General features: G+C 42.5%; 15 protein-coding genes and 3 pseudogenes. 7 read left to right on the top strand and 11 right to left on the bottom strand.

The features are described from left to right. Positions 1 to 17 precede the first annotated feature (17 nt). Together MTN95_RS21480 and MTN95_RS00295 are read right to left on the bottom strand one after the other, a co-directional pair. On the bottom strand, positions 18 to 143 hold the full coding sequence (locus MTN95_RS21480) for a hypothetical protein (protein ID WP_010334426.1): 126 nt from the start codon (positions 141 to 143) through the stop codon (positions 18 to 20). A 24-nt stretch (positions 144 to 167) separates the two neighbouring features. Beyond that, positions 168 to 518: a hypothetical protein gene (locus MTN95_RS00295; RefSeq protein ID WP_227599450.1), complete on the bottom strand. Its 351-nt coding sequence runs from the start codon at positions 516 to 518 to the stop codon at positions 168 to 170. 457 nt (positions 519 to 975) lie between these two features. On the opposite strand from MTN95_RS00295, the gene MTN95_RS00290 reads away from it, so the two are divergent. From MTN95_RS00290 to MTN95_RS00280, 3 genes are all read left to right on the top strand, one after another. Further along, positions 976 to 2,373: an alanine/glycine:cation symporter family protein gene (locus tag MTN95_RS00290; RefSeq protein WP_059291731.1), complete on the top strand. Its 1,398-nt coding sequence runs from the start codon at positions 976 to 978 to the stop codon at positions 2,371 to 2,373. A 332-nt stretch (positions 2,374 to 2,705) separates the two neighbouring features. Continuing rightward, the gene (locus tag MTN95_RS00285; RefSeq protein ID WP_248336539.1) at positions 2,706 to 4,205 is read left to right on the top strand and encodes a cellulase family glycosylhydrolase; all 1,500 of its coding nucleotides are present in this window, start codon (positions 2,706 to 2,708) and stop codon (positions 4,203 to 4,205) included. 76 nt (positions 4,206 to 4,281) lie between these two features. After that, on the top strand, positions 4,282 to 4,542 hold the full coding sequence (locus tag MTN95_RS00280) for a YnfE family protein (protein ID WP_059291729.1): 261 nt from the start codon (positions 4,282 to 4,284) through the stop codon (positions 4,540 to 4,542). Positions 4,543 to 4,971: 429 nt separating this feature from the next. Here the strand turns inward: MTN95_RS00280 and MTN95_RS00275 are convergent. Next, positions 4,972 to 6,058, bottom strand: a pseudogene (locus tag MTN95_RS00275) (alpha/beta hydrolase). Between the two features lie 1,156 nt (positions 6,059 to 7,214). Here MTN95_RS00275 and MTN95_RS00270 point away from each other — a divergent pair. Then, positions 7,215 to 8,051, top strand: a complete 837-nt coding sequence (locus MTN95_RS00270) for a sialate O-acetylesterase (protein WP_105991928.1) — start codon at positions 7,215 to 7,217, stop codon at positions 8,049 to 8,051. Positions 8,052 to 8,243: 192 nt separating this feature from the next. On the opposite strand, the gene xynC is transcribed toward MTN95_RS00270, so the two are convergent. From xynC to MTN95_RS00250, 3 genes and pseudogenes are all read right to left on the bottom strand, one after another. Beyond that, on the bottom strand, positions 8,244 to 9,515 hold the full coding sequence (gene xynC, locus MTN95_RS00265) for a glucuronoarabinoxylan endo-1,4-beta-xylanase XynC (protein WP_105954370.1): 1,272 nt from the start codon (positions 9,513 to 9,515) through the stop codon (positions 8,244 to 8,246). Positions 9,516 to 9,597: 82 nt separating this feature from the next. After that, a complete protein-coding gene (locus tag MTN95_RS00260; protein WP_248336537.1) occupies positions 9,598 to 11,136 on the bottom strand; it encodes a glycoside hydrolase family 43 protein in 1,539 nt (512 codons plus the stop codon). 548 nt (positions 11,137 to 11,684) lie between these two features. Beyond that, a pseudogene (locus tag MTN95_RS00250) lies at positions 11,685 to 11,835 on the bottom strand (6-carboxyhexanoate--CoA ligase); the annotation flags it as partial. A 222-nt stretch (positions 11,836 to 12,057) separates the two neighbouring features. Here MTN95_RS00250 and MTN95_RS00245 point away from each other — a divergent pair. The 3 genes and pseudogenes from MTN95_RS00245 to uptA all read left to right on the top strand — a co-directional run bounded on the left by MTN95_RS00245 (position 12,058) and on the right by uptA (position 14,085). Then, a pseudogene (locus MTN95_RS00245) lies at positions 12,058 to 12,515 on the top strand (GtrA family protein). A 6-nt stretch (positions 12,516 to 12,521) separates the two neighbouring features. Then, entirely contained in the window at positions 12,522 to 13,415 is an 894-nt protein-coding gene (gene galU / locus MTN95_RS00240; RefSeq protein ID WP_248336535.1) for a UTP--glucose-1-phosphate uridylyltransferase GalU, read from the top strand. Positions 13,416 to 13,488: 73 nt separating this feature from the next. Next, positions 13,489 to 14,085, top strand: a complete 597-nt coding sequence (gene uptA / locus MTN95_RS00235) for an undecaprenyl phosphate transporter UptA (protein ID WP_014113955.1) — start codon at positions 13,489 to 13,491, stop codon at positions 14,083 to 14,085. A gap of 46 nt (positions 14,086 to 14,131) precedes the next feature. On the opposite strand, the gene MTN95_RS00230 is transcribed toward uptA, so the two are convergent. The 5 genes from MTN95_RS00230 to MTN95_RS00210 form a co-directional block, all read right to left on the bottom strand. Beyond that, positions 14,132 to 15,331: a DHH family phosphoesterase gene (locus MTN95_RS00230; RefSeq protein ID WP_105991932.1), complete on the bottom strand. Its 1,200-nt coding sequence runs from the start codon at positions 15,329 to 15,331 to the stop codon at positions 14,132 to 14,134. 166 nt (positions 15,332 to 15,497) lie between these two features. After that, positions 15,498 to 17,027 carry an acyl-CoA carboxylase subunit beta gene (locus MTN95_RS00225; RefSeq protein WP_105991933.1) on the bottom strand — a complete coding sequence of 510 codons (1,530 nt, stop codon included), beginning with the start codon at positions 17,025 to 17,027 and terminating at the stop codon, positions 15,498 to 15,500. Positions 17,028 to 17,046: 19 nt separating this feature from the next. After that, positions 17,047 to 17,829, bottom strand: coding sequence for an enoyl-CoA hydratase (locus MTN95_RS00220; protein WP_227599456.1), 783 nt, complete (start codon positions 17,827 to 17,829; stop codon positions 17,047 to 17,049). Between the two features lie 16 nt (positions 17,830 to 17,845). Continuing rightward, a complete protein-coding gene (gene ldeG / locus MTN95_RS00215; protein WP_248336533.1) occupies positions 17,846 to 18,748 on the bottom strand; it encodes a hydroxymethylglutaryl-CoA lyase in 903 nt (300 codons plus the stop codon). Positions 18,749 to 18,763: 15 nt separating this feature from the next. Further along, positions 18,764 to 18,985, bottom strand: coding sequence for an acetyl-CoA carboxylase biotin carboxyl carrier protein subunit (locus MTN95_RS00210; RefSeq protein ID WP_024121611.1), 222 nt, complete (start codon positions 18,983 to 18,985; stop codon positions 18,764 to 18,766). Position 18,986: the final 1 nt, after the last annotated feature.

Below are 18,986 nucleotides of genomic sequence, written 5' to 3'. Positions count from 1 at the left end.
GTATATTTTGTTTTTCATCAGCTTTCATGGCTGGTGAATAAGTCTGTCACGGCATGAATGACTTCAATACCTTGCCATACAAATAAGTTCAGCGCTGTGAAAGAGAACAAGCCTAAAATCACCATTCTTAAGATAAACAACATGTTAACAGCCTCCTCATATTTTCGTTATATATTCGGGTGATGTTGAACATGAAGTTTGTCGAAATAAGACGATTGATAAAATTTGGCCAGTATAAAGCTTTTTCTTCGCTGCCGTCTCCGGGAGTAACATATATCTTTGTTTTCCGCGGTCATCAGCAGCACAGCCATTGAGAAGGCAGTCAGCGCAAAAGCTCCGGTGATGGATTTCTTTTCATCATCTGCATTTTGGTCAGCTTTCATCTCATGTATTTCCTGCTGGTCGGCTACCGCTTTATAATGATGGCCAATATCAAAGGCGTGGGGAATTGAGAACAAATGAAAACTGGCAATCGCCAAAAATAAGATGGAAGCTTTAAGTATCGTTACTTTTTTCAAATGATCTCCCCCCTTCGATATTACTGAATATTTTTATAATGATACCCCAGACCATCTTAAAAGTAAACCTGATTTATTAAATTTAAAAATAAAATTCACTTTGTTAAGTATATATCGTTTCAGTTCCTTTCTAAAGTGAAATGTCTTTTATTAGTATATGTATACCCGATCTAGGGTGTGATTCAAAACATATTTTAAAGATATGTTTGCACCTCAAAAATTATCACGATATACACCCTAAGGGTAGGGAGAAACAAGCGGAGAATGAATAGAAAGGGAGACTCTTTTTATTGGTTTCTAATGATTTTATTCATAGAAAATAAAAAATCAAACTAACATAATATTCTTCCGAAAAAACTTTCTAATTCGACATATTGTGATATAATAATACTCGTTATGTTAAAAAATCTAACATCGAAATTGAATTCACAATGAATTGATGAAACAGGAGGTAAATATGGAGTCTTTTTTCAACAGTTTGATTAATATTCCAAGTGATTTTATCTGGAAATATTTATTTTATATTTTAATAGGACTTGGATTATTTTTTACACTTCGTTTTGGTTTTATCCAATTCCGTTACTTTATCGAAATGTTTAGAATAGTAGGTGAGAAGCCACAAGGCAACAAAGGTGTTTCTTCTATGCAGGCATTTTTTATTTCTGCCGCATCCCGAGTCGGTACAGGGAACTTGACTGGTGTTGCCTTAGCGATTGCGACAGGCGGACCAGGCGCTGTATTTTGGATGTGGGTTGTAGCAGCTGTCGGTATGGCTTCAAGCTTTGTTGAGAGTACGTTAGCTCAGCTTTATAAAGTGAAGGACGGAGACGATTTCCGAGGCGGACCGGCTTACTATATCCAAAAGGGGCTTGGGGTCAGATGGCTTGGCATCGTATTTGCTGTCTTAATTACCGTATCATTCGGTTTAATCTTTAACGCTGTTCAATCAAATACAATTGCAGGAGCGTTAGAAGGCGCTTTTCATGTGAATAAAATAGTTGTCGCTGTTGTTCTTGCTGTTTTAACGGCTTTTATTATTTTTGGCGGTTTAAAACGTGTTGTCGCTGTAACACAGTTGATTGTTCCGGTCATGGCGGGGCTTTATATTCTTATTGCACTATATGTTGTATTCACAAATATTTCTGCATTCCCAAGCGTTATTGCGACAATTGTCAAAAACGCTTTAGGGATTGAACAAGTTGTTGGCGGAGGAATAGGAGCCATCATCGTCATCGGTGCACAGCGCGGACTTTTTTCTAACGAAGCGGGAATGGGTAGCGCGCCAAACGCTGCTGCGACAGCTCATGTTTCGCATCCGGCTAAGCAAGGCTTTATCCAGACATTAGGCGTGTTTTTCGATACATTTATCGTATGTACGTCCACAGCGTTTATTATTTTGCTGTACAGTGTAACACCAAAAGGTGACGGCATCCAAGTAACGCAGGCTGCTTTGGACCACCATATTGGGGGATGGGCGCCTAGTTTTATAGCAGTCGCAATGTTCTTATTCGCTTTCAGTTCAGTTGTCGGAAACTACTATTATGGCGAGACAAACATTGAATTCATTAAAACAAGCAAAACATGGCTGAACATTTACCGTATTGCGGTTATTGCTATGGTTGTCTTTGGATGTGTAGCAGGGTTCCAGATTGTTTGGGACATGGCGGATCTCTTTATGGGGGTTATGGCGCTGATTAACTTAGTTGTGATCACACTGCTGTCAAACGTAGCATACAAAGTCTATAAAGATTACGCGAAACAGCGCAAACAAGGACTAGATCCTGTGTTTAAAGCGAAAAATATCCCAGGACTGAAACACGCTGAAACTTGGGAAGAAGAGAAACAAGAAGCATAAAATCATAAAGAATACGGCTGCATTCAATGACTTGAATGCAGCTTTTTATTTGCCTAAAAAAGCGGAATCTTTTGATTTTATCAAAAAATAACGTGTAAAGTCCTGAACAAGCACTATTATCCCTGATATACACGTGTCAGCTGTATAGGAAGCAACACAAAAAGAGTCAATAGACAGGCTTTTAAGCCGCTTAAAAACAAGAAATTAGGTTGATAGACAATCATGAGAAAGATTTTTACAATGAGTCCGTGTTTAAAAAAAGAAAGGGAGGGAGAGCGGCAGCTAATAGACATACATTTTACATGATTATTTGGAGGAGGAGAGAATGCTATATGAAACGTTCAGTCTCTATCTTTATCGCTTGTTTATTAATGACAGTATTAACAATTAGCGGTGTCGCGGCACCAGAAATATCTGCAGCAGGGGCGAAAACGCCTGTAACCCTTAATGGCCAGCTTAGTATCAAAGGTACTCAGCTAGTCAATCAAAGCGGAAAACCGGTGCAGCTGAAAGGGATCAGCTCACACGGTTTGCAGTGGTTCGGCGATTATGTCAATAAAGACACTTTAAAATGGCTAAGAGACGATTGGGGAATTACCGTCTTCCGGGCGGCAATGTACACGGCTGACGGCGGTTATATCGAGAATCCGTCTGTGAAAAATAAAGTCAAAGAAGCTGTTGAAGCGGCAAAAGAGCTCGGGATATATGTCATCATTGACTGGCATATTTTAAATGATGGCAATCCAAATCAAAATAAAGAGAAAGCAAAAGAATTCTTTAAGGAAATGTCAAGCCTTTACGGAAGCTCACCAAACGTTATATATGAAATTGCTAATGAACCGAACGGTGATGTAAATTGGAAGCGCGATATCAAACCGTATGCGGAAGAAGTGATTTCTGTTATCCGTAAAAATGACCCGGATAACATCATTATTACCGGAACAGGCACTTGGAGCCAGGATGTCAACGATGCTGCGGATGATCAGCTTAAGGATGCAAACGTCATGTACGCGCTTCATTTTTATGCCGGCACACACGGCCAGTTTCTAAGGGATAAAGCGGACTATGCGCTCAGCAAAGGAGCGCCGATTTTTGTAACGGAATGGGGGACGAGTGACGCATCCGGAAATGGAGGGGTATACCTTGACCAGTCGAGGGAATGGCTGAATTATCTCGACAGCAAGAAAATCAGCTGGGTAAACTGGAACCTTTCCGATAAGCAGGAATCATCCTCAGCTTTAAAGCCGGGGGCATCTAAAACAGGCGGCTGGCCGTTATCAGATTTATCCGCTTCAGGGACATTTGTAAGAGAAAACATCCGCGGCTCCCAAAATTCGAGTGAAGACAGATCTGAGACGCCAAAGCAAGAGAAACCCGCACAGGAAAACAGCATCTCTGTGCAATACAGAACAGGGGATGGAAGTGTGAACAGCAACCAAATCCGTCCTCAGATCAATGTGAAAAACAACAGCAAGACCACCGTTAACTTAAAAAATGTAACTGTCCGCTACTGGTATAACACGAAAAACAAAGGCCAAAACTTCGACTGTGACTACGCGAAGATCGGATGCAGCAATGTGACGCACAAGTTTGTGACATTACATAAACCTGTAAAAGGTGCAGATGCCTATCTGGAACTTGGGTTTAGAAACGGGACGCTGTCACCGGGAGTAAGCACCGGAGAAATTCAAATTCGTCTTCACAATGAGGACTGGAGCAATTATTCACAAGCCGGGGATTATTCTTTTTTCCAGTCGAATACGTTTAAAGATACAAAAAAAATCACATTATATAATAACGGAAAACTGATTTGGGGAACTGAACCCAAATAGTGACTGTTTTGACGGACATCACAATTGGTGTCCGTTTTCATTATCTAATCAGCGGCAGTATAAGGAGGTACAAGCTGTGGACGAAACATTGAAACAGTATATGTTGCTGTTCAAACAAAATAGCGACTTGGTTAACGGACCGGACTATCCAGGTAAGGAAAAAGATATCCAAAACCAAAAAGAACAGATTGAAGCCTACGAAAAACTTCTGCAGCAAGGCTTTACCAGCGATTATGATTATGATGAGTTTGCTGATTCGGTGATCAAATGCGCATACGGTGATATGACATTGGAAGAGCTGGAAGCCGTATATTATGGGTTGACTTCGCCATTTTAAAGTTTCTTAATAAGACTTGCTGAAGCTCAGGCATTTGACACTTGAAATGAAAAGCAATCGAAATTGGTCAACCTGTAAGTAATTTTCTTATTCTGTCTCACTAACTTAAGTATACTTTGTTATTGAGACAGAATTTCTTTAAAATTTATTACTTCCTAGAATATATATTATGTTAACTAAAATAAGTCGCAAATCCACACCATTGTTGTTCAGCCTCTCTTATGCCAGGATGAAAACAATAATTGGTTTAGGTGCAATGAAATTTGACAAATCATTGCACCCTTGAGCTTGTAATAATAATCTATTCCGTCAGTTGATTTTTTTAATTGTTTTGCCGCTTCCAATGCCCAATATGGATTTAGGGTTATCGGCTCTGTGTCTGTACGACTAGCTCTTTGACTTGCGTTTATCAGCAACCTATCGGTTATGTCACTTGTTGCTGGTCTTCTTGATCAAGTCCACGCCATCGTATGCCAGACTCTCCACACTTGCAGCCTTCTCCAGTATGTAATGATCAAAAAAGTTCTTCGTATAGTCTGTAACAAGATTTCGCATCTCCATAGCATCCCGTTCGCCTCTGAGTTCCTCATTAACACTGGTAAACACGATGTCGCAGTAATCTAAATGCGCAACACGATCAACAGAGAAATAATAGGTTTCCATGCTATTGTTAGCGCCAATTATCGCATTCATGTTATAGTTAGGTTCACAAAACAGTAGCAAAAAGGGTTTCTTAAGGTCGCTGTCGAGAAGGCCGAACGCACCGCTATCCAAGCCAATCCCGCAGGCGAACCGGTCGTCGTCCCGGCAAACAATCGCCGTCGTAGGCCCTCCATAAGAATGTCCGACTATGCCCATGCCGATGTCAAGCAACAATCTGCCCTTAAAGATGGAATTCAGCTCTCCTGAGTCCAGTTTGTAAAGATAATCAGCTGCATACCTTACATCTTCTGCCTGTAATTCACTGTACTCTGTTAACTTGGCAAGTATCGGCAGTGTAAGCACGTTATGGCACATCTCAATGGCAGTTTCATCGTCAGGCCGCATCTCCATCTTACCAGCCAACGCCAGCATCTTCGGATCTCCAGAAAACGCCATAATGACATCCGAAAAATCCTTTGATACATTAAACAGGCGCCCATCTTTACGCTTATACATCGTGCTATTCTGATGGCCGATGCTTACCACAACATATCCCATGCTTGCCAAGTCTGTACAGATCACTGTACCCCATTCTGGAGAACCGCCCCCGCCGCAAACATAGAATAACACCGGATAGCGCTTTTCCTTCCCGGAGAGAGCAAGGTCGTCGTAACACTGGGTCTTGATATCTCTTGATATCTATAGAGAAAACATCCTTCCCTTTAAGATACGCAGTGACAAGTGGCTGCTCATTAAACATCTCGTAGACTTCAGGAAACATGTACGTTTCTGATGCCGTGTACTCAAAATCCATCTGGGTTCGGCCGACAGTATAGCCGCCAATAGGTTCTGGAAATGCGTCATAAGTTTTCATTCTCTTGTTCCCCCTTAATTAATAAAAGTGGCGAATGTGAAATACATACATTGCGCTCTAAGCGCTTTTCAAAACTGATTTAGGGTCTGTTTCAACAAGAACCCAAAAATCGTATTCTAGATCACTGAACAAGCGAACATTCCTTTTTAGTTAAGGACTATATGATCCCCAATAATTATTTCCAAACTTGCTGCTTCTTTTCATGTTAAAGGGCGAATACATGTGCACACCTCTTTTAACAAGATTTTTCTATAAAATTTCGACAAGGTTCTACAATACCCTTCTATAAATATTCATAATATCTCAGTAATAGTGCATCGGTCGTTCAGAATGGATCCACTTTTACTTTCTGTAAAGAGAACATAAAAGTGGATCCATTAAATGATAAAATACTTATTTGACTAGTTTTTACAATGCATAAAATGGATCTATGTTTACTTCCTTGTACAATTCCTCCTTGTTTCTATACCACCTCCTAAGCTGCATCCTTAACTTAACTCCCAAGATTACTCGATCACTTTTTACGATAGTATATTTCCATTGTGCATTTGAATTGATCATTGAACAGCCAAAAAAAGAATAAACCATGCCTAAAGGCGTTAAAACGGACAAATAAAAAAGGACACCTTCACCAACCGGTAAAGTCTGTCCAAAATGGAGTCGAATTTATACGTAAGTTACTGGGGCTGAATAGGCTACGTAGTCTCTATCACATTAGTTCACTAACTTTTCCCTCGCTAACCAAGCCCTCCTAATAATTCCCCTGCCTTAGACCCCTCCCCTATATTACAATAAAGTTATTTAAATACGCCCATTAGACTGTTCCAGAAAAGGATCATTTTGTTGAATTTAAAAGCGATAGCAAAATACCCTTAAAAACTTGACTAAAACGATTCAATCTAATAATAAATTTCGCTATAATTCACATTAAAGGGGATGCTTACAGATGGATAATCACTTAAGAATGTCTGGTACTTCTTCCGCTCATGCAAAGCCTATTATTGGAAAGGCGATACTTTGCATGGGGCGAAATGTTTCTAAGTCATTTTCTCCATTTTTAGAATCTTGCCGGATTTTTTTAAACAGTAAATAGACCCCAGCAAAATGTTAGGATAAACACGTGATGTTAGAGAAATACAAGGAGGCATAAAAAATTATGATACATTCTTTTTTACTAGTTGGTCAATCAAATATGGCTGGACGCGGATTTTTAAAGGATGTTCCAATGATTTGTAATGAACATATAAAAGTTCTACGAAATGGAAGATGGCAAATCATGATGGAACCTATAAACTATGATCGAGCTTTTGCAGGGGTTGGTCCTGCGGCTTCTTTTGCAGCTGCATGGTGCAGAAAAAATGAAGATAAAGAAATAGGTTTAATACCTTGTGCTGAAGGTGGTACAAGTCTAGATGATTGGTCAGTAGAAGGACCACTGTTTGAACATGCTATCTTACAAGCAAAACTTGCAAAGCGAAGCAGTAAGTTAGAGGGAGTTTTATGGCATCAAGGTGAAAATGAATGTTCTTCAGGACGTTCTAAACTTTATCATGAGAAATTTTTGGAAATTGTTGAGGCGTTTCGTCATGAACTTTGTGAGCCAGATCTACCTATTATCATAGGCGGAATTGGTAACTATTTAGGAAGTGGTTTTCTTGGTCATTACTTTCCAGAACACTCTGAGGTTAATCAGGAATTACTGGAGTTTGCTAAAAAGGAAAAGAACTGTTATTTTGCAACAGCATTGGGACTAACACCTAATCCTGACGGTATTCATTTGAACGCAGTTTCACAGAGAATATTTGGTCTTCGATATTTTGAGGCATATAATAAACGAGAGCATATATTAGAACCCCTAGAAGGTGAAGAAAATGCTATTAATATCGATAGTGAAAGACCTTTAACAAAGACTGAAAAGACTGCAATACTAGAAAAACAATTTGCTGGAGGAGAGATATCTTTAGAAGAGTATCAATCGCAGTTGATGAGTTAAAATCTAGAAAAATATACATATATTTCAGTCATTCGTACATCAGGGTAACACAATTCTGTCATTTTCAGTGACGAAATTGTGTTACCAAAAATTCAAAAAAACCCATCAAATTAGGGTTTTTTTGAACATATAATTGTATCGTTACACATCCTTCTTCTCTTCTTCCTGCAGTCCCGCTTGCCTGAGGTGCCCTTAACGATTTGCGACAAATGTTGTCACGCTTTGAGCTGGAAGATGGGCCCAAAAATGATTGCCCGTTACATTGAGATTCGTTCCAGGTTGAAGATTGCTGCTTCCGCTTGTTATCCACCTAGATACCTGAGAAGCAGATCCATTCTGCAACACAAAGTTTTGGTTGACGCCTGTATTGCTTTTGTTAATGGCAACAATAACGACCTTGTTGTCACCTTTATAGGCTGACACGTAAACGTTCGCATTAGGATTTTTCGTTGCATCAACCCTTACATAGCCGGGACGCACAAACTTCGAGAAATGAGCCATATTGTAACCTCGTTTGCTGATCGTACCGTCTTCTTTCATAGGACCGTAAGATCTGCGGATGTACCACCAAACATAAGCTTGAAAATCTCCCTCCACCATTGAATGGTGAATATGCTCTGAAACTCCTAATGCCTCGGGCCAGCGATCCGCTGAATTGTTGTCACTGTTTGGATAGTATACTTCCGTCATCCATAGCTCTTTCCCTGCTCCTTTTTGTTTGAATAGAGGATAAGGAAACTGACTGACCTGAGTACCGTACAGGTGAGTTCCGAGAATATCCATATTCCTAAGCGCCTGTGGATCGTTCAAAATGGGGTCCGATATATTTTTAAAGTACTGAAAAGATTCTGGTGCAATGACACGTGCATTAATGGAACCGGCATTTTCTCTCATGAAACGAAGTATTTCTTGCGGAGTCCACCACGTCCATTCGTGTGCATAATCAGGCTCGTTTTGAACAGAAATCGCATAAAGATTCACGCCATTATTCTTCATGTAGGTAACAAAATCGTTAAGATGCTGCGCGTATGCGGCGTACTTATCGTATCTTAGCCGTTTAGCTGATGTGTCACCATTACGATTGAAAGTCTCAACCATATCGCTTGGAGGATTCCAGGGAGAAGCAAAAACGATTGCTCCATGTTTGATCGCACTCTTTGCAGTCTCCACTTCTCTGTACCAATTATTTCTATTTTCATCCACATGAATTCTTAAGATTGAAAAACCTAACTGATTCTGTCCATTGCCAAAAGCAGTTTCTCTTTGAGCTGCTGTCAAATCTCCAATCCAAGCCGGGTGGTTCATGCCTCCAAAACCGCGAATCACTTGTTTTTCTGCAGATACATTAACTGTTACATCACTTGCTGCCAAAACTTCAGTAGCGCCTGGCCCGGTTAACATTACTGACAGCATAGTGAAACATACCAATAATACACAAATTGGTTTCTTCACGCTTGAAATCATTTTTTCCTCTCCTTGTCTTTTATGGTATTAAACAAACTGATCTGTCTCCTTTTATATTGCAAACAAAAGGTTTTCTCATCTGCTATCTTTGCGTAAACTGCCAGTAATCAAAATTAAACAAGTTTCCTGTACCTGTTCCGGTAAATACAAAGAAAACTTTGTGCACACCGGTTGCACCGCTTACCGCAGTTTCTATTTCTCTCCAGGTTTGCGCTCCGCCTGTGGAAGGTACATTCAGGGTTCCTGCAAGCTTACCGTTTGTACTGTCGAGGCGCACTTCTATTTTCCCGCCTATAGTGGATGCTACATTTGCTTTAAACGTTCTGGCACCGCCCGCCCCGAAGTCTGCATTTCCTACAGCAATCCAGTCTCCGTTATGAATGCTTGTTACATTTTGATTATTTAACGGCCCGCCGGTTGCTGAAGATTTCTCGGTCAATATGCGTCCATTCCAGGCAAACGTTTCAGCCTCTATCCGGTTATATGGATTCAAATTGGAAAGCTGTGTTACGCCTGCATAATTTGCCGCAACCTCTTGAATGGATTCATCTGCATTGTGCACCAGCTTATTAATATGGGGAGAACGGTATCCTTTGCCGGCCCCGAACAAAGCGGAACTGACAGTTTGAGTATGGTACATCGCATACCACTCGTTTTTAAAATTGAAAACAGCATGGTGGTTGTTTCCGCCACCTCCGAAAAATGCTCCCGGATTTTTCAGGAAGTGCCCTCTATATGTAAAGGGACCCATGGGACTTGAGCTGGTCATGTAGCCGATCTCACCTGGGGGTTTATCGGCCGGATGCGTGCCCCCGAAATTGATGCAATAGGAATAGTAATATTTTCCGTTATGCTTATGCATTCCCGAATCTTCAAACATAAAAGGCGCATCAATCGTAGATGCACTTCCAACAACACTGGTCATATCAGGTCCCAATTTCATGACTCTTGCTGTTTTAGGATTGGCCCATTGCCCCTGCGTTGGATTTGAACCGCCAGGGATGCCTCCGCCTGCATACAGGTAACCGGAACCGTCGTCATCTACGAATACTGCCGGATCAAAAAGCCACACAACACCGGACATTCCTGGTGTACTTGGCGTTACCAACGCTTTTCCGATTGGATCGGTCCATGGGCCAATCGGGCTGTCTGCGGTGAGAACCCCGATACCTCCGCCGCTGTTTGCGAAATAAAGGAAGAATTTATCCTTACCATTTATCTTTTTAACTGCGACCGACGGGGCCCAGGACGCACCTGCCCATTTCGCAATCCCCCGGCCGCCATTAGCCCCGTTGGCACCTGCTACCGGAATGGCTCCGTGGTCTGTCCAGTTCACCATATCCGCTGAAGAGATGACGAATACTCTATTCAAATTGGCAAATGAGTTATCCTTAATCGTTCCGTTGCTATTATATTCATAGTCATCACTTGACATATAGATGTAGACTCTTCCGTTATAGGTCAGCGCAAACGGATCTGCTCCCAAATGATGGTCGATAAGCGGGTTTGAATTCCCTGCATGTTTTGCAATTGTAGTACTGGCTGCATACGCAGACTCCCCAAATAAGCAACTCAATAATAAAGCAAGAACCCATAAACATACGCTACACTTTTTATTCATGACTTAACATCCTCCTTTTTTCTAAAAATGGGGGGTGATCACACAGGTCATGAAGGACACATAAATCGGATACTGATCGTATTATCGAACGGTGAAAAAGCGCACTGACATTCAAATAAGGTATATTTAGCCCCCCCTTTTCCTCCGCCATCCTGATGACACATTCCACAGCTTGCGGATGCCTGAAAATCACATGCTGCTGGCAGGAAATAAAAAGGCAGGATTTTTCATGAGTTCCCTCCGATCACATTGAATAGAGATGCAATATTATACAAAATATTCCTTTATCTAACATCCTAGCATGGTTATAATAAATGTGTATAGAATACTTTCGGAGGAATTATTGTTCGGTTTTACAAAGAAACTGGATACATTTATTCATTGAAAATATAAGGTGGGGCTGACACCGGAAAATCAGTCTTAAAAGGTTTTCAGGCGCAAAAAAACAGCCGTTCAGAGCGGCTGTTTTTTTTAGAGTACAAGAACTATTGCGGTATACCCGCCGTCCATGACTACGGCCTGACCTGTGCTGCCTTTTGCTTTGTCGCTGTCCCTCTTGAGTGCGAGAAGCCTTTATGTAATAAGCCATTCACCCCTTCCTGTAAACCGCTGTAAGTGATGACCCGTTCTCCGCCTTGTTCATAGGGGAGCGTCCTGGAAAGCTCTCATTCTGACGCTGTAATATGTTTCTTCCTGCACCATATCCCCCTCCTTTCTAACCTTGAGAATGAATGTTAACTAAATTCATTAAAGGTTAACACTCGTGCAGAATATTAGGATTCCTCGTAAAATATGTCAACCTACACGATCAAACGATTAACTTAATGAATCTGCAAGGCCTCATTATTTTTTCATGTTTTGTTCATATTTTAGTAATTGTTTATTCAACACTGTCCGCTAAAGTAATCCATATCAACAAATGTGACAGCCATCTGCATTTTTTATGAAGGGAGGTCAAAACGGGTGCCGTTATGTTGAAAGAAAAAATAAAAACATTAGGCCGTTTTTGCACCGTAGGCGTCGGCAATACGCTGATAGATTTTGGTGTCTTCTTTCTTCTCACCGCTTGTCATGTCCCTTATCTGCCGTCACAGATCTGCTCCTATTCCGCAGGTATCATCAACAGCTATGTGTGGAACCGGAATTGGACGTTTCGTGTAAAACGTAAGGCTGACGGAAAAGAGATCGTGCGCTTTCTCATGATTAATATTGCCGCGTCGGGGATCACCTTTTTGCTGCTTTATTTGTTTCAAAAAGGCGGCTGTTCGCTTTTGGTGAGTAAGCTCGCCGCCACTATCGGCGGAATGATGATGAATTTTATCGGAAACCGAATCTGGGTATTTGGAGATTCGCTGAAAAACATACAGGATCAGGAGTGAAGATGAATGAGAAAAAAAGTGAGAAAAGCGGTCATTCCCGCAGCGGGTTTAGGAACGAGATTTCTGCCGGCGACAAAGGCGCAGCCGAAAGAAATGCTCCCGATTGTCGACAAACCGGCAATTCAATACATTGTAGAAGAGGCCGTAGAGTCAGGAATTGAAGATATACTGATTATTACAGGGAGAAACAAACGCTCGATTGAAGATCATTTTGACCGGTCGGCGGAATTGGAATTGAATCTGCGGGAAAAAGGCAAGACGGAGACGCTTAAGGAAATGCAGCAGATTGCCGATTTGGCCAACATACATTATATCCGCCAGAAAGAGCCGCTCGGATTAGGTCATGCGGTGCTGTGTGCGGAGCATTTTATCGGAGATGAGTCTTTTGCCGTTCTATTAGGCGATGATATTATGGTGTCTGAAAAGCCGGCTCTACGGCAATTAATGGATGTATACGCCGATTATGGCACAGAGGTTGTCGGTGTACAGTCTGTTCTCCCTGAGGATGTCAGCAAATATGGCATTATTCAGACATCAGGCTCTCAAGACCATGTGTATGAAGTGAACGATTTAGTTGAAAAACCGTCTCCGGAAGAAGCCCCTTCCGAAATTGCAGTGATGGGCCGATATGTACTGAATCCTTCTATCTTCCCTGTTTTGAAGTCGATCGGGAGAGGCGCAGGCAATGAGATTCAATTAACAGATGCACTTCGTGAGGTTTGCCGCACCCAGCCTATTCATGCGCGGCTTCTGGAAGGAAAACGATATGACATTGGCGATAAATTGGGCTGTTTTAAAGCAAGCACCGAAATCGGCTTAATGCGTCCTGAAATGAGATCTCAGCTTTTAGCTTATTTAGAAGAAGTGCTCAAACGGGAAACAAAAGAAGTGCTGCGATAAAAAAATTTGTAACCATCTTGCTCGTCAATCAGTCATATAATAGTGAAAAAGATAAGGACAGGTTGTGAAGAATGTGGGCAGTTTGATAAGCGAAATTTTAACTTGGCTGACGAATATGGGATATGCGGGCATTGCAATTGGGTTGATGATCGAAATCATACCGAGTGAAATTGTATTGGCCTATGGCGGCTATATGGTATCGGAAGGCACGATTGGATTTATCGGCGCCATCATTGCGGGGGTTATCGGGGGCACCATTGCCCAGATCTTTATTTATTGGATCGGACGCTATGGCGGCAGGCCGTTTTTGGACAAATACGGGAAGTACTTATTGATTAAAAAGCATCACATTGACATGTCAGAAAACTGGTTTCAAAAGTATGGTACGGGGGTTGTCTTCTCGGCACGTTTTATACCGGTTGTCAGACATGCGATATCAATTCCCGCAGGCATTGCCAAAATGCCGTTTCTCAAATTTGTGGTACTGACTGTACTTGCTATCATTCCGTGGTCTATCCTGTTTGTTTATTTAGGCATTCAGCTCGGAAGCCAGTGGGATGACGTTGAGAACATTGCGGGCACTTATACAACACCGATTATGATACTGGCTATAGTGGTCATTGCACTTTATTTTGTCATAAAAAAACGCACAGCCATTTTTAAACGATAGCTTATGGATATGCATAGGGATGACTCTCCCCTATGCATATTTTTTGTTATTTTCGATGATGATTTGAAAGCTTCATATGTTCCGCTAAAAATGCGACAAACACTTCATCCCGTACAAGAGATGCTGCGTAATTCCTTTTAATAAACCACTCTGCTTCCTCAAAAGCCGCGAAGGTTTCGTCCTGTGTCTCCCCGTTAATTTGAATGTTCCATGCGTTGTCCAAAGGAAACAGGAAGAATCTCATTTGTTCGCGATTTTCGTATAATGAGCCGTTTGCCGACCCTTTCAAATTATAGAAATTACGGAATGCATCTGGGCGGACCGGTTCCATTCGGAATGCTTCAGCTACAAACAAATCGTATACTTCGTCCGTTATGGAACAGCCTGAAGCCTTCGCATGCCCCCCGCCTCCGTACCGGCCTGCTACTTCTGAAACATCAATGTAATCATGAATGGTGCGCAAGCTGGCTCGTTTTGATCCCATGCTTAAAATGGCAATGTAATCAAGATGCGGATTGTCTTTTCCAAGTCTGTTTCCGAGTTCAGAATGGTACGATTCTGCGTGAACGATCCCTACACAGTGTTCGTGAACAAAGGTTTGCACCATTTCTCTTTTTTTCCTGCGAAGGTAGCGCTCGATTTTCTCTTCTTCTAAATCAAGCAGTTTCACTTCAAATTCATCAAAGAAGAATTCGTCATGGACAGAAAGCCGCTGAATCATTTTTTGTTCAAATTCATCAATTGAAAGCAAAAAGAAAAGGTCATTGAGCCGCTTTGCCTGTTTTTGATCGTACTGTTCCCATTCCCAAGTGTCGTATTGGCGGATGAGCTCTGTAAATTGATCTAAGGCGTTTGTCGGCTTCATCAGATCTTTTTGGACAAGATAGTCGTATAAAAGAGATGTGGCCGATGCAAGACGTCCGTCATCGTATTCCACCTGGACAAATCCCCACTCATGCTCATTCAAATGAAGGGCTGTTTTATGGTGGTCAATCAGTTTCACTTTTCCGCCCGCATGGACATACTCGTTCAGCCTCTTTTCATTTTCTTCATTGACAGCAAGATCCGTGATAAATAAAGCATCGTGTCTGCTGCTCTCTTTTGCTTTTTCTAAGAAGTATTGAACTTGAGCATTTAAGCCGTTGACAGAGTTATAACGGACCTCAACTTCTTTCCCGAAAGCCAATTTCGCAACGATCCCGCACCCTACTCCGTCCAAGTCGTTATGTGAATATAAATGGTACATAATAAAGGCCCCTTTGTATCATACTGGAGATTGCCGCTATAGGTGTGCGGCAGCCTTTATTTACTATTGTAAAAAACAGAGGGTTTTATGCACAGTTGATTAGTTAACATAATAAAATTATTATAAACAATAAAAAGAGCGCTTATTCACGCTCCTGGTACTTCCTTTAAACTGGATAAACCGGATGTTTTCGATTGGTGAATGTCACTTCCTTTGTCATGTACGCCATAAGCCGTTTGTGCAATTCTTCGCGCAATGAATTGGCTGGGATTACCGCGTCAATGATCATCTCTGAAGCCAAGCGGTATATATTGATGTCCTCTTTGTACTCCTCGCGTTTGCTGCTGATAAATTGAGCCCTCTCTTCTTTCGGCAGCTCGGAGATTTTTTTGGCATAGACAGCGTTTACGGCTGCTTCAGGGCCCATTACGGCGATTTGTGCGGTTGGAAGCGCTATGCAGCAATCCGGTTCAAAAGCCGGTCCGGCCATAGCATATAATCCCGCTCCATAGGCTTTTCTCACGATCACAGAAAGCTTGGGGACGGTTGCTTCTGACATCGCTGAAATCATTTTGGCTCCATGGCGGATAATTCCGGCCTGTTCTACCTTTGTGCCGATCATAAAGCCGGGAATGTCCGCTAAGAACAGCAATGGAATATGAAAGGCGTCGCATAATGTGATAAATTTAGCGGCTTTGTCCGCTGAATCGTGGAATAAGACACCGCCTTTTACTTTTGGCTGATTCGCAATAATTCCGACAGGCTGTCCGTGAATCCTCGCAAGACCTGTAATGATTTCCGGTGCGAATAAAGCTTTGATTTCAAAAAAAGAGCCTTCATCTATTACACGATCGATCAGCTCAAACATATTAAAAGGTGCATTTTGGTTTTGCGGAATAACGTCGGAAAGCGGTATGTCAAAGGGCTTTGGCGGCCGTTTTTCTTGTACAGGCGCTTTTTCTTTATAATTTGCCGGAAAGTAAGATAAATATGAGCGTGCCAAGTGAATGGCTTCTTGTTCAGTTTCTGCGAGAATATCTCCGCAGCCGGAAACTGAACAATGCATGCGGGCGCCTCCCATCTCTTCAAGTGACACCTTTTCGCCGATCACCATTTCTGCCATCCGCGGCGAACCTAAATACATGGACGCGTTACCGTCTACCATGACGACAATATCGCAGAAGGCAGGAATATACGCACCCCCAGCTGCGGACGGGCCGAATAGAAGGCAGATCTGGGGAATGCGCCCTGACAATTTGACCTGATTGTAAAAAATTCTCCCTGCGCCTCTTCTGCCCGGAAATACATTGATCTGGTCGGTGATTCTGGCGCCTGCCGAATCGACTAAATAAATGAGCGGACAGTTTAATTTTTCTGCTGTTTCTTGTATTCTGATGATTTTTTCAACTGTTTTTGCTCCCCAGGAGCCTGCTTTCACTGTAGAATCATTTGCCATGGCGCAGACGGTTTGGCCGCCGATTTTACCGATGGCGGTTACGACTCCGTCGGCGGGAAGCCCGTCTGACATACATTCTGCAAAAAAAGCGTCCTCAAGCTCGATGTCATCGTCAAATAAAAGGGCAAGCCGCTCTCTAACAAAGAGCTTGCCTTTTTCTTGGTTGCTGCGATGATACTTCTCCGCTCCGCCTTTTTGTATCCTTTCCGCCCGTTCTGTTCGTTCTTTTTCATAATCCATAAGGCATTCCCTCCGATCTTTATTCTCCCGTGTATACGGCACGTCTTTTTTCTTGAAAGGCTTGAAGTCCCTCTGTCCTGTCCTTTGTCGGGATCGTGTGTTCATATGCTTTTTGTTCAATTGATAATCCCGTTCCAAGGTTTGTTTCCAATCCTTTATTGATCGCGAATTTAGCCTGGCGGACGGCAATTGGTCCGTTAGCTGAAATGGCTTCTGCCAGTTCCTCTGCTTTCGCCATAAGCTCACAAGAAGCCGTAACATGCTCTACAAGGTTTATCTCTTTGGCTTCATGTGCGGTTATGCGTCTGCCTGTATAAATGAGTTCTTTTGCTTTTCCTCTGCCGATCAGACGCGGAAGTCTTTGTGTCCCTCCTGCGCCTGGGATAATGGCTAAAGCCGTTTCCGGAAGGCCTAACGTAGCGTTCTCGGCTGCTATACGTATGTCGCAAGCCAATGCCAATTCAAGCCCCCCTCCTAAAGCACTTCCGTTTATAGCTGCTATCACCGGCTGCGGCAAGGCTTCGAGTAAAGCAGCGGTTCTGTGAATGAAGGATACACTTTTGAGAACCTGATCTTGTTTCATTTTTATTCTTTCTTTCAAGTCTGCTCCCGCACAGAACGCTTTTTCACCGGCTCCTGTCAGGATGACGCAGCGGATTTTCGTGTTGAATTCGATTTCTTGGAGAATGGATTGCAGGTCTCTAAGCATTTCTGCCGAAAGGGCATTTGCCGCATGGGGCCTGTTAAGGGTGATAACAGCAATATGTTCTGTTTTTGCAGTGAAAAGAATAGATTCTCCCATTGGTATTTCCTTTCTTTTATAAAGATGATTTATACACCTGTAAATTTCGGCTCGGAAGATGTTTCCCGATTTTCTCCTCGATCCATTTGGCTGCTGGAAGTAACTTGGCGAGCTTTACGTTTGTTTCGATTCCCATTTGATCAAGCATGTACACGATATCTTCTGTCGCAGCATTTCCCGATGAACCTGGAGCATACGGACAGCCGCCAAGCCCGCCCGTTGAGCCGTCAAATGTGGTGATGCCCATTTGCAGAGCGGTGAGAATGTTGGCGAGAGCCGTTCCCCTTGTATCATGAAAGTGGAGTGCGAGCTGGCTTGCCGGAAATCGTTTTAAAAGCGCTTCAAGTACGATTTCAACCTGTAAAGGATTTGCCGCGCCGATCGTATCTCCAAGCGATAGTTCAGAAATTCCGAATTCAAATAAAGATTCTGCCAGGCGAATCACTTGTTCGATCGGTACATGTTTTTCATACGGACAGCCGAAAACTGTGGAGAGATAGGCTCTTACTGTAAGATTTGCTTTTTTTGCGTCGTCTGTTACTTGTTTGAGAACTTGGAGAGTGTTCGCAGTGGATTTGTTGATGTTTTTTATGTTGTGTGTTTCGCTTGCGGACATAAAGACAGAAGCTTCGTCAATGCCCCCTTCCAGCGCATTCTCCAGTCCCTTTTGATTAGGGACAAGTGCTGCGTACGTGATGCCTTTTGCCCGGCTGATGCCTTTTGCCACATCTAGAGCATCTCGAAGCGCGGGAATCCATTTTGGATGAACGAAGGATGTTATTTCGATATAGGAGAGTCCTGTCTGGGAAAGCTGGTTGATCCAAGCGATTTTGTCTTCTGTTGCAAGCCACACCGGTTCGTTTTGCAAGCCGTCCCGCGGGCCGACTTCTCTTAACATGACTTTTTTAGGATAGGACATGGTAAGCCTCCCCGATTATTGAGTTGGATCGTTCAGTTCGAGCAGCACATCACCTTCATTCACGAAATCACCTTCCTTTTTTTTCACTTCTTTGACTGTTCCGCTTCTCTCTGCAACAATCGGGATTTCCATTTTCATTGATTCTAAAATGGCGACTTCCTGGCCTTTTTCAACGTGGTCTCCGGCTTTGACATGCACCTTCCACAGGTTCCCTGCCATTTGAATGTGTATCGTCATG

Source organism: Bacillus sp. 2CMS4F, assembly GCF_023161785.1.
Lineage (GTDB): Bacteria > Bacillota > Bacilli > Bacillales > Bacillaceae > Bacillus > Bacillus halotolerans.
The sequence above is the reverse complement of the archived record's forward strand: the minus strand, read 5'-3'. Positions and strand labels throughout refer to the sequence as shown.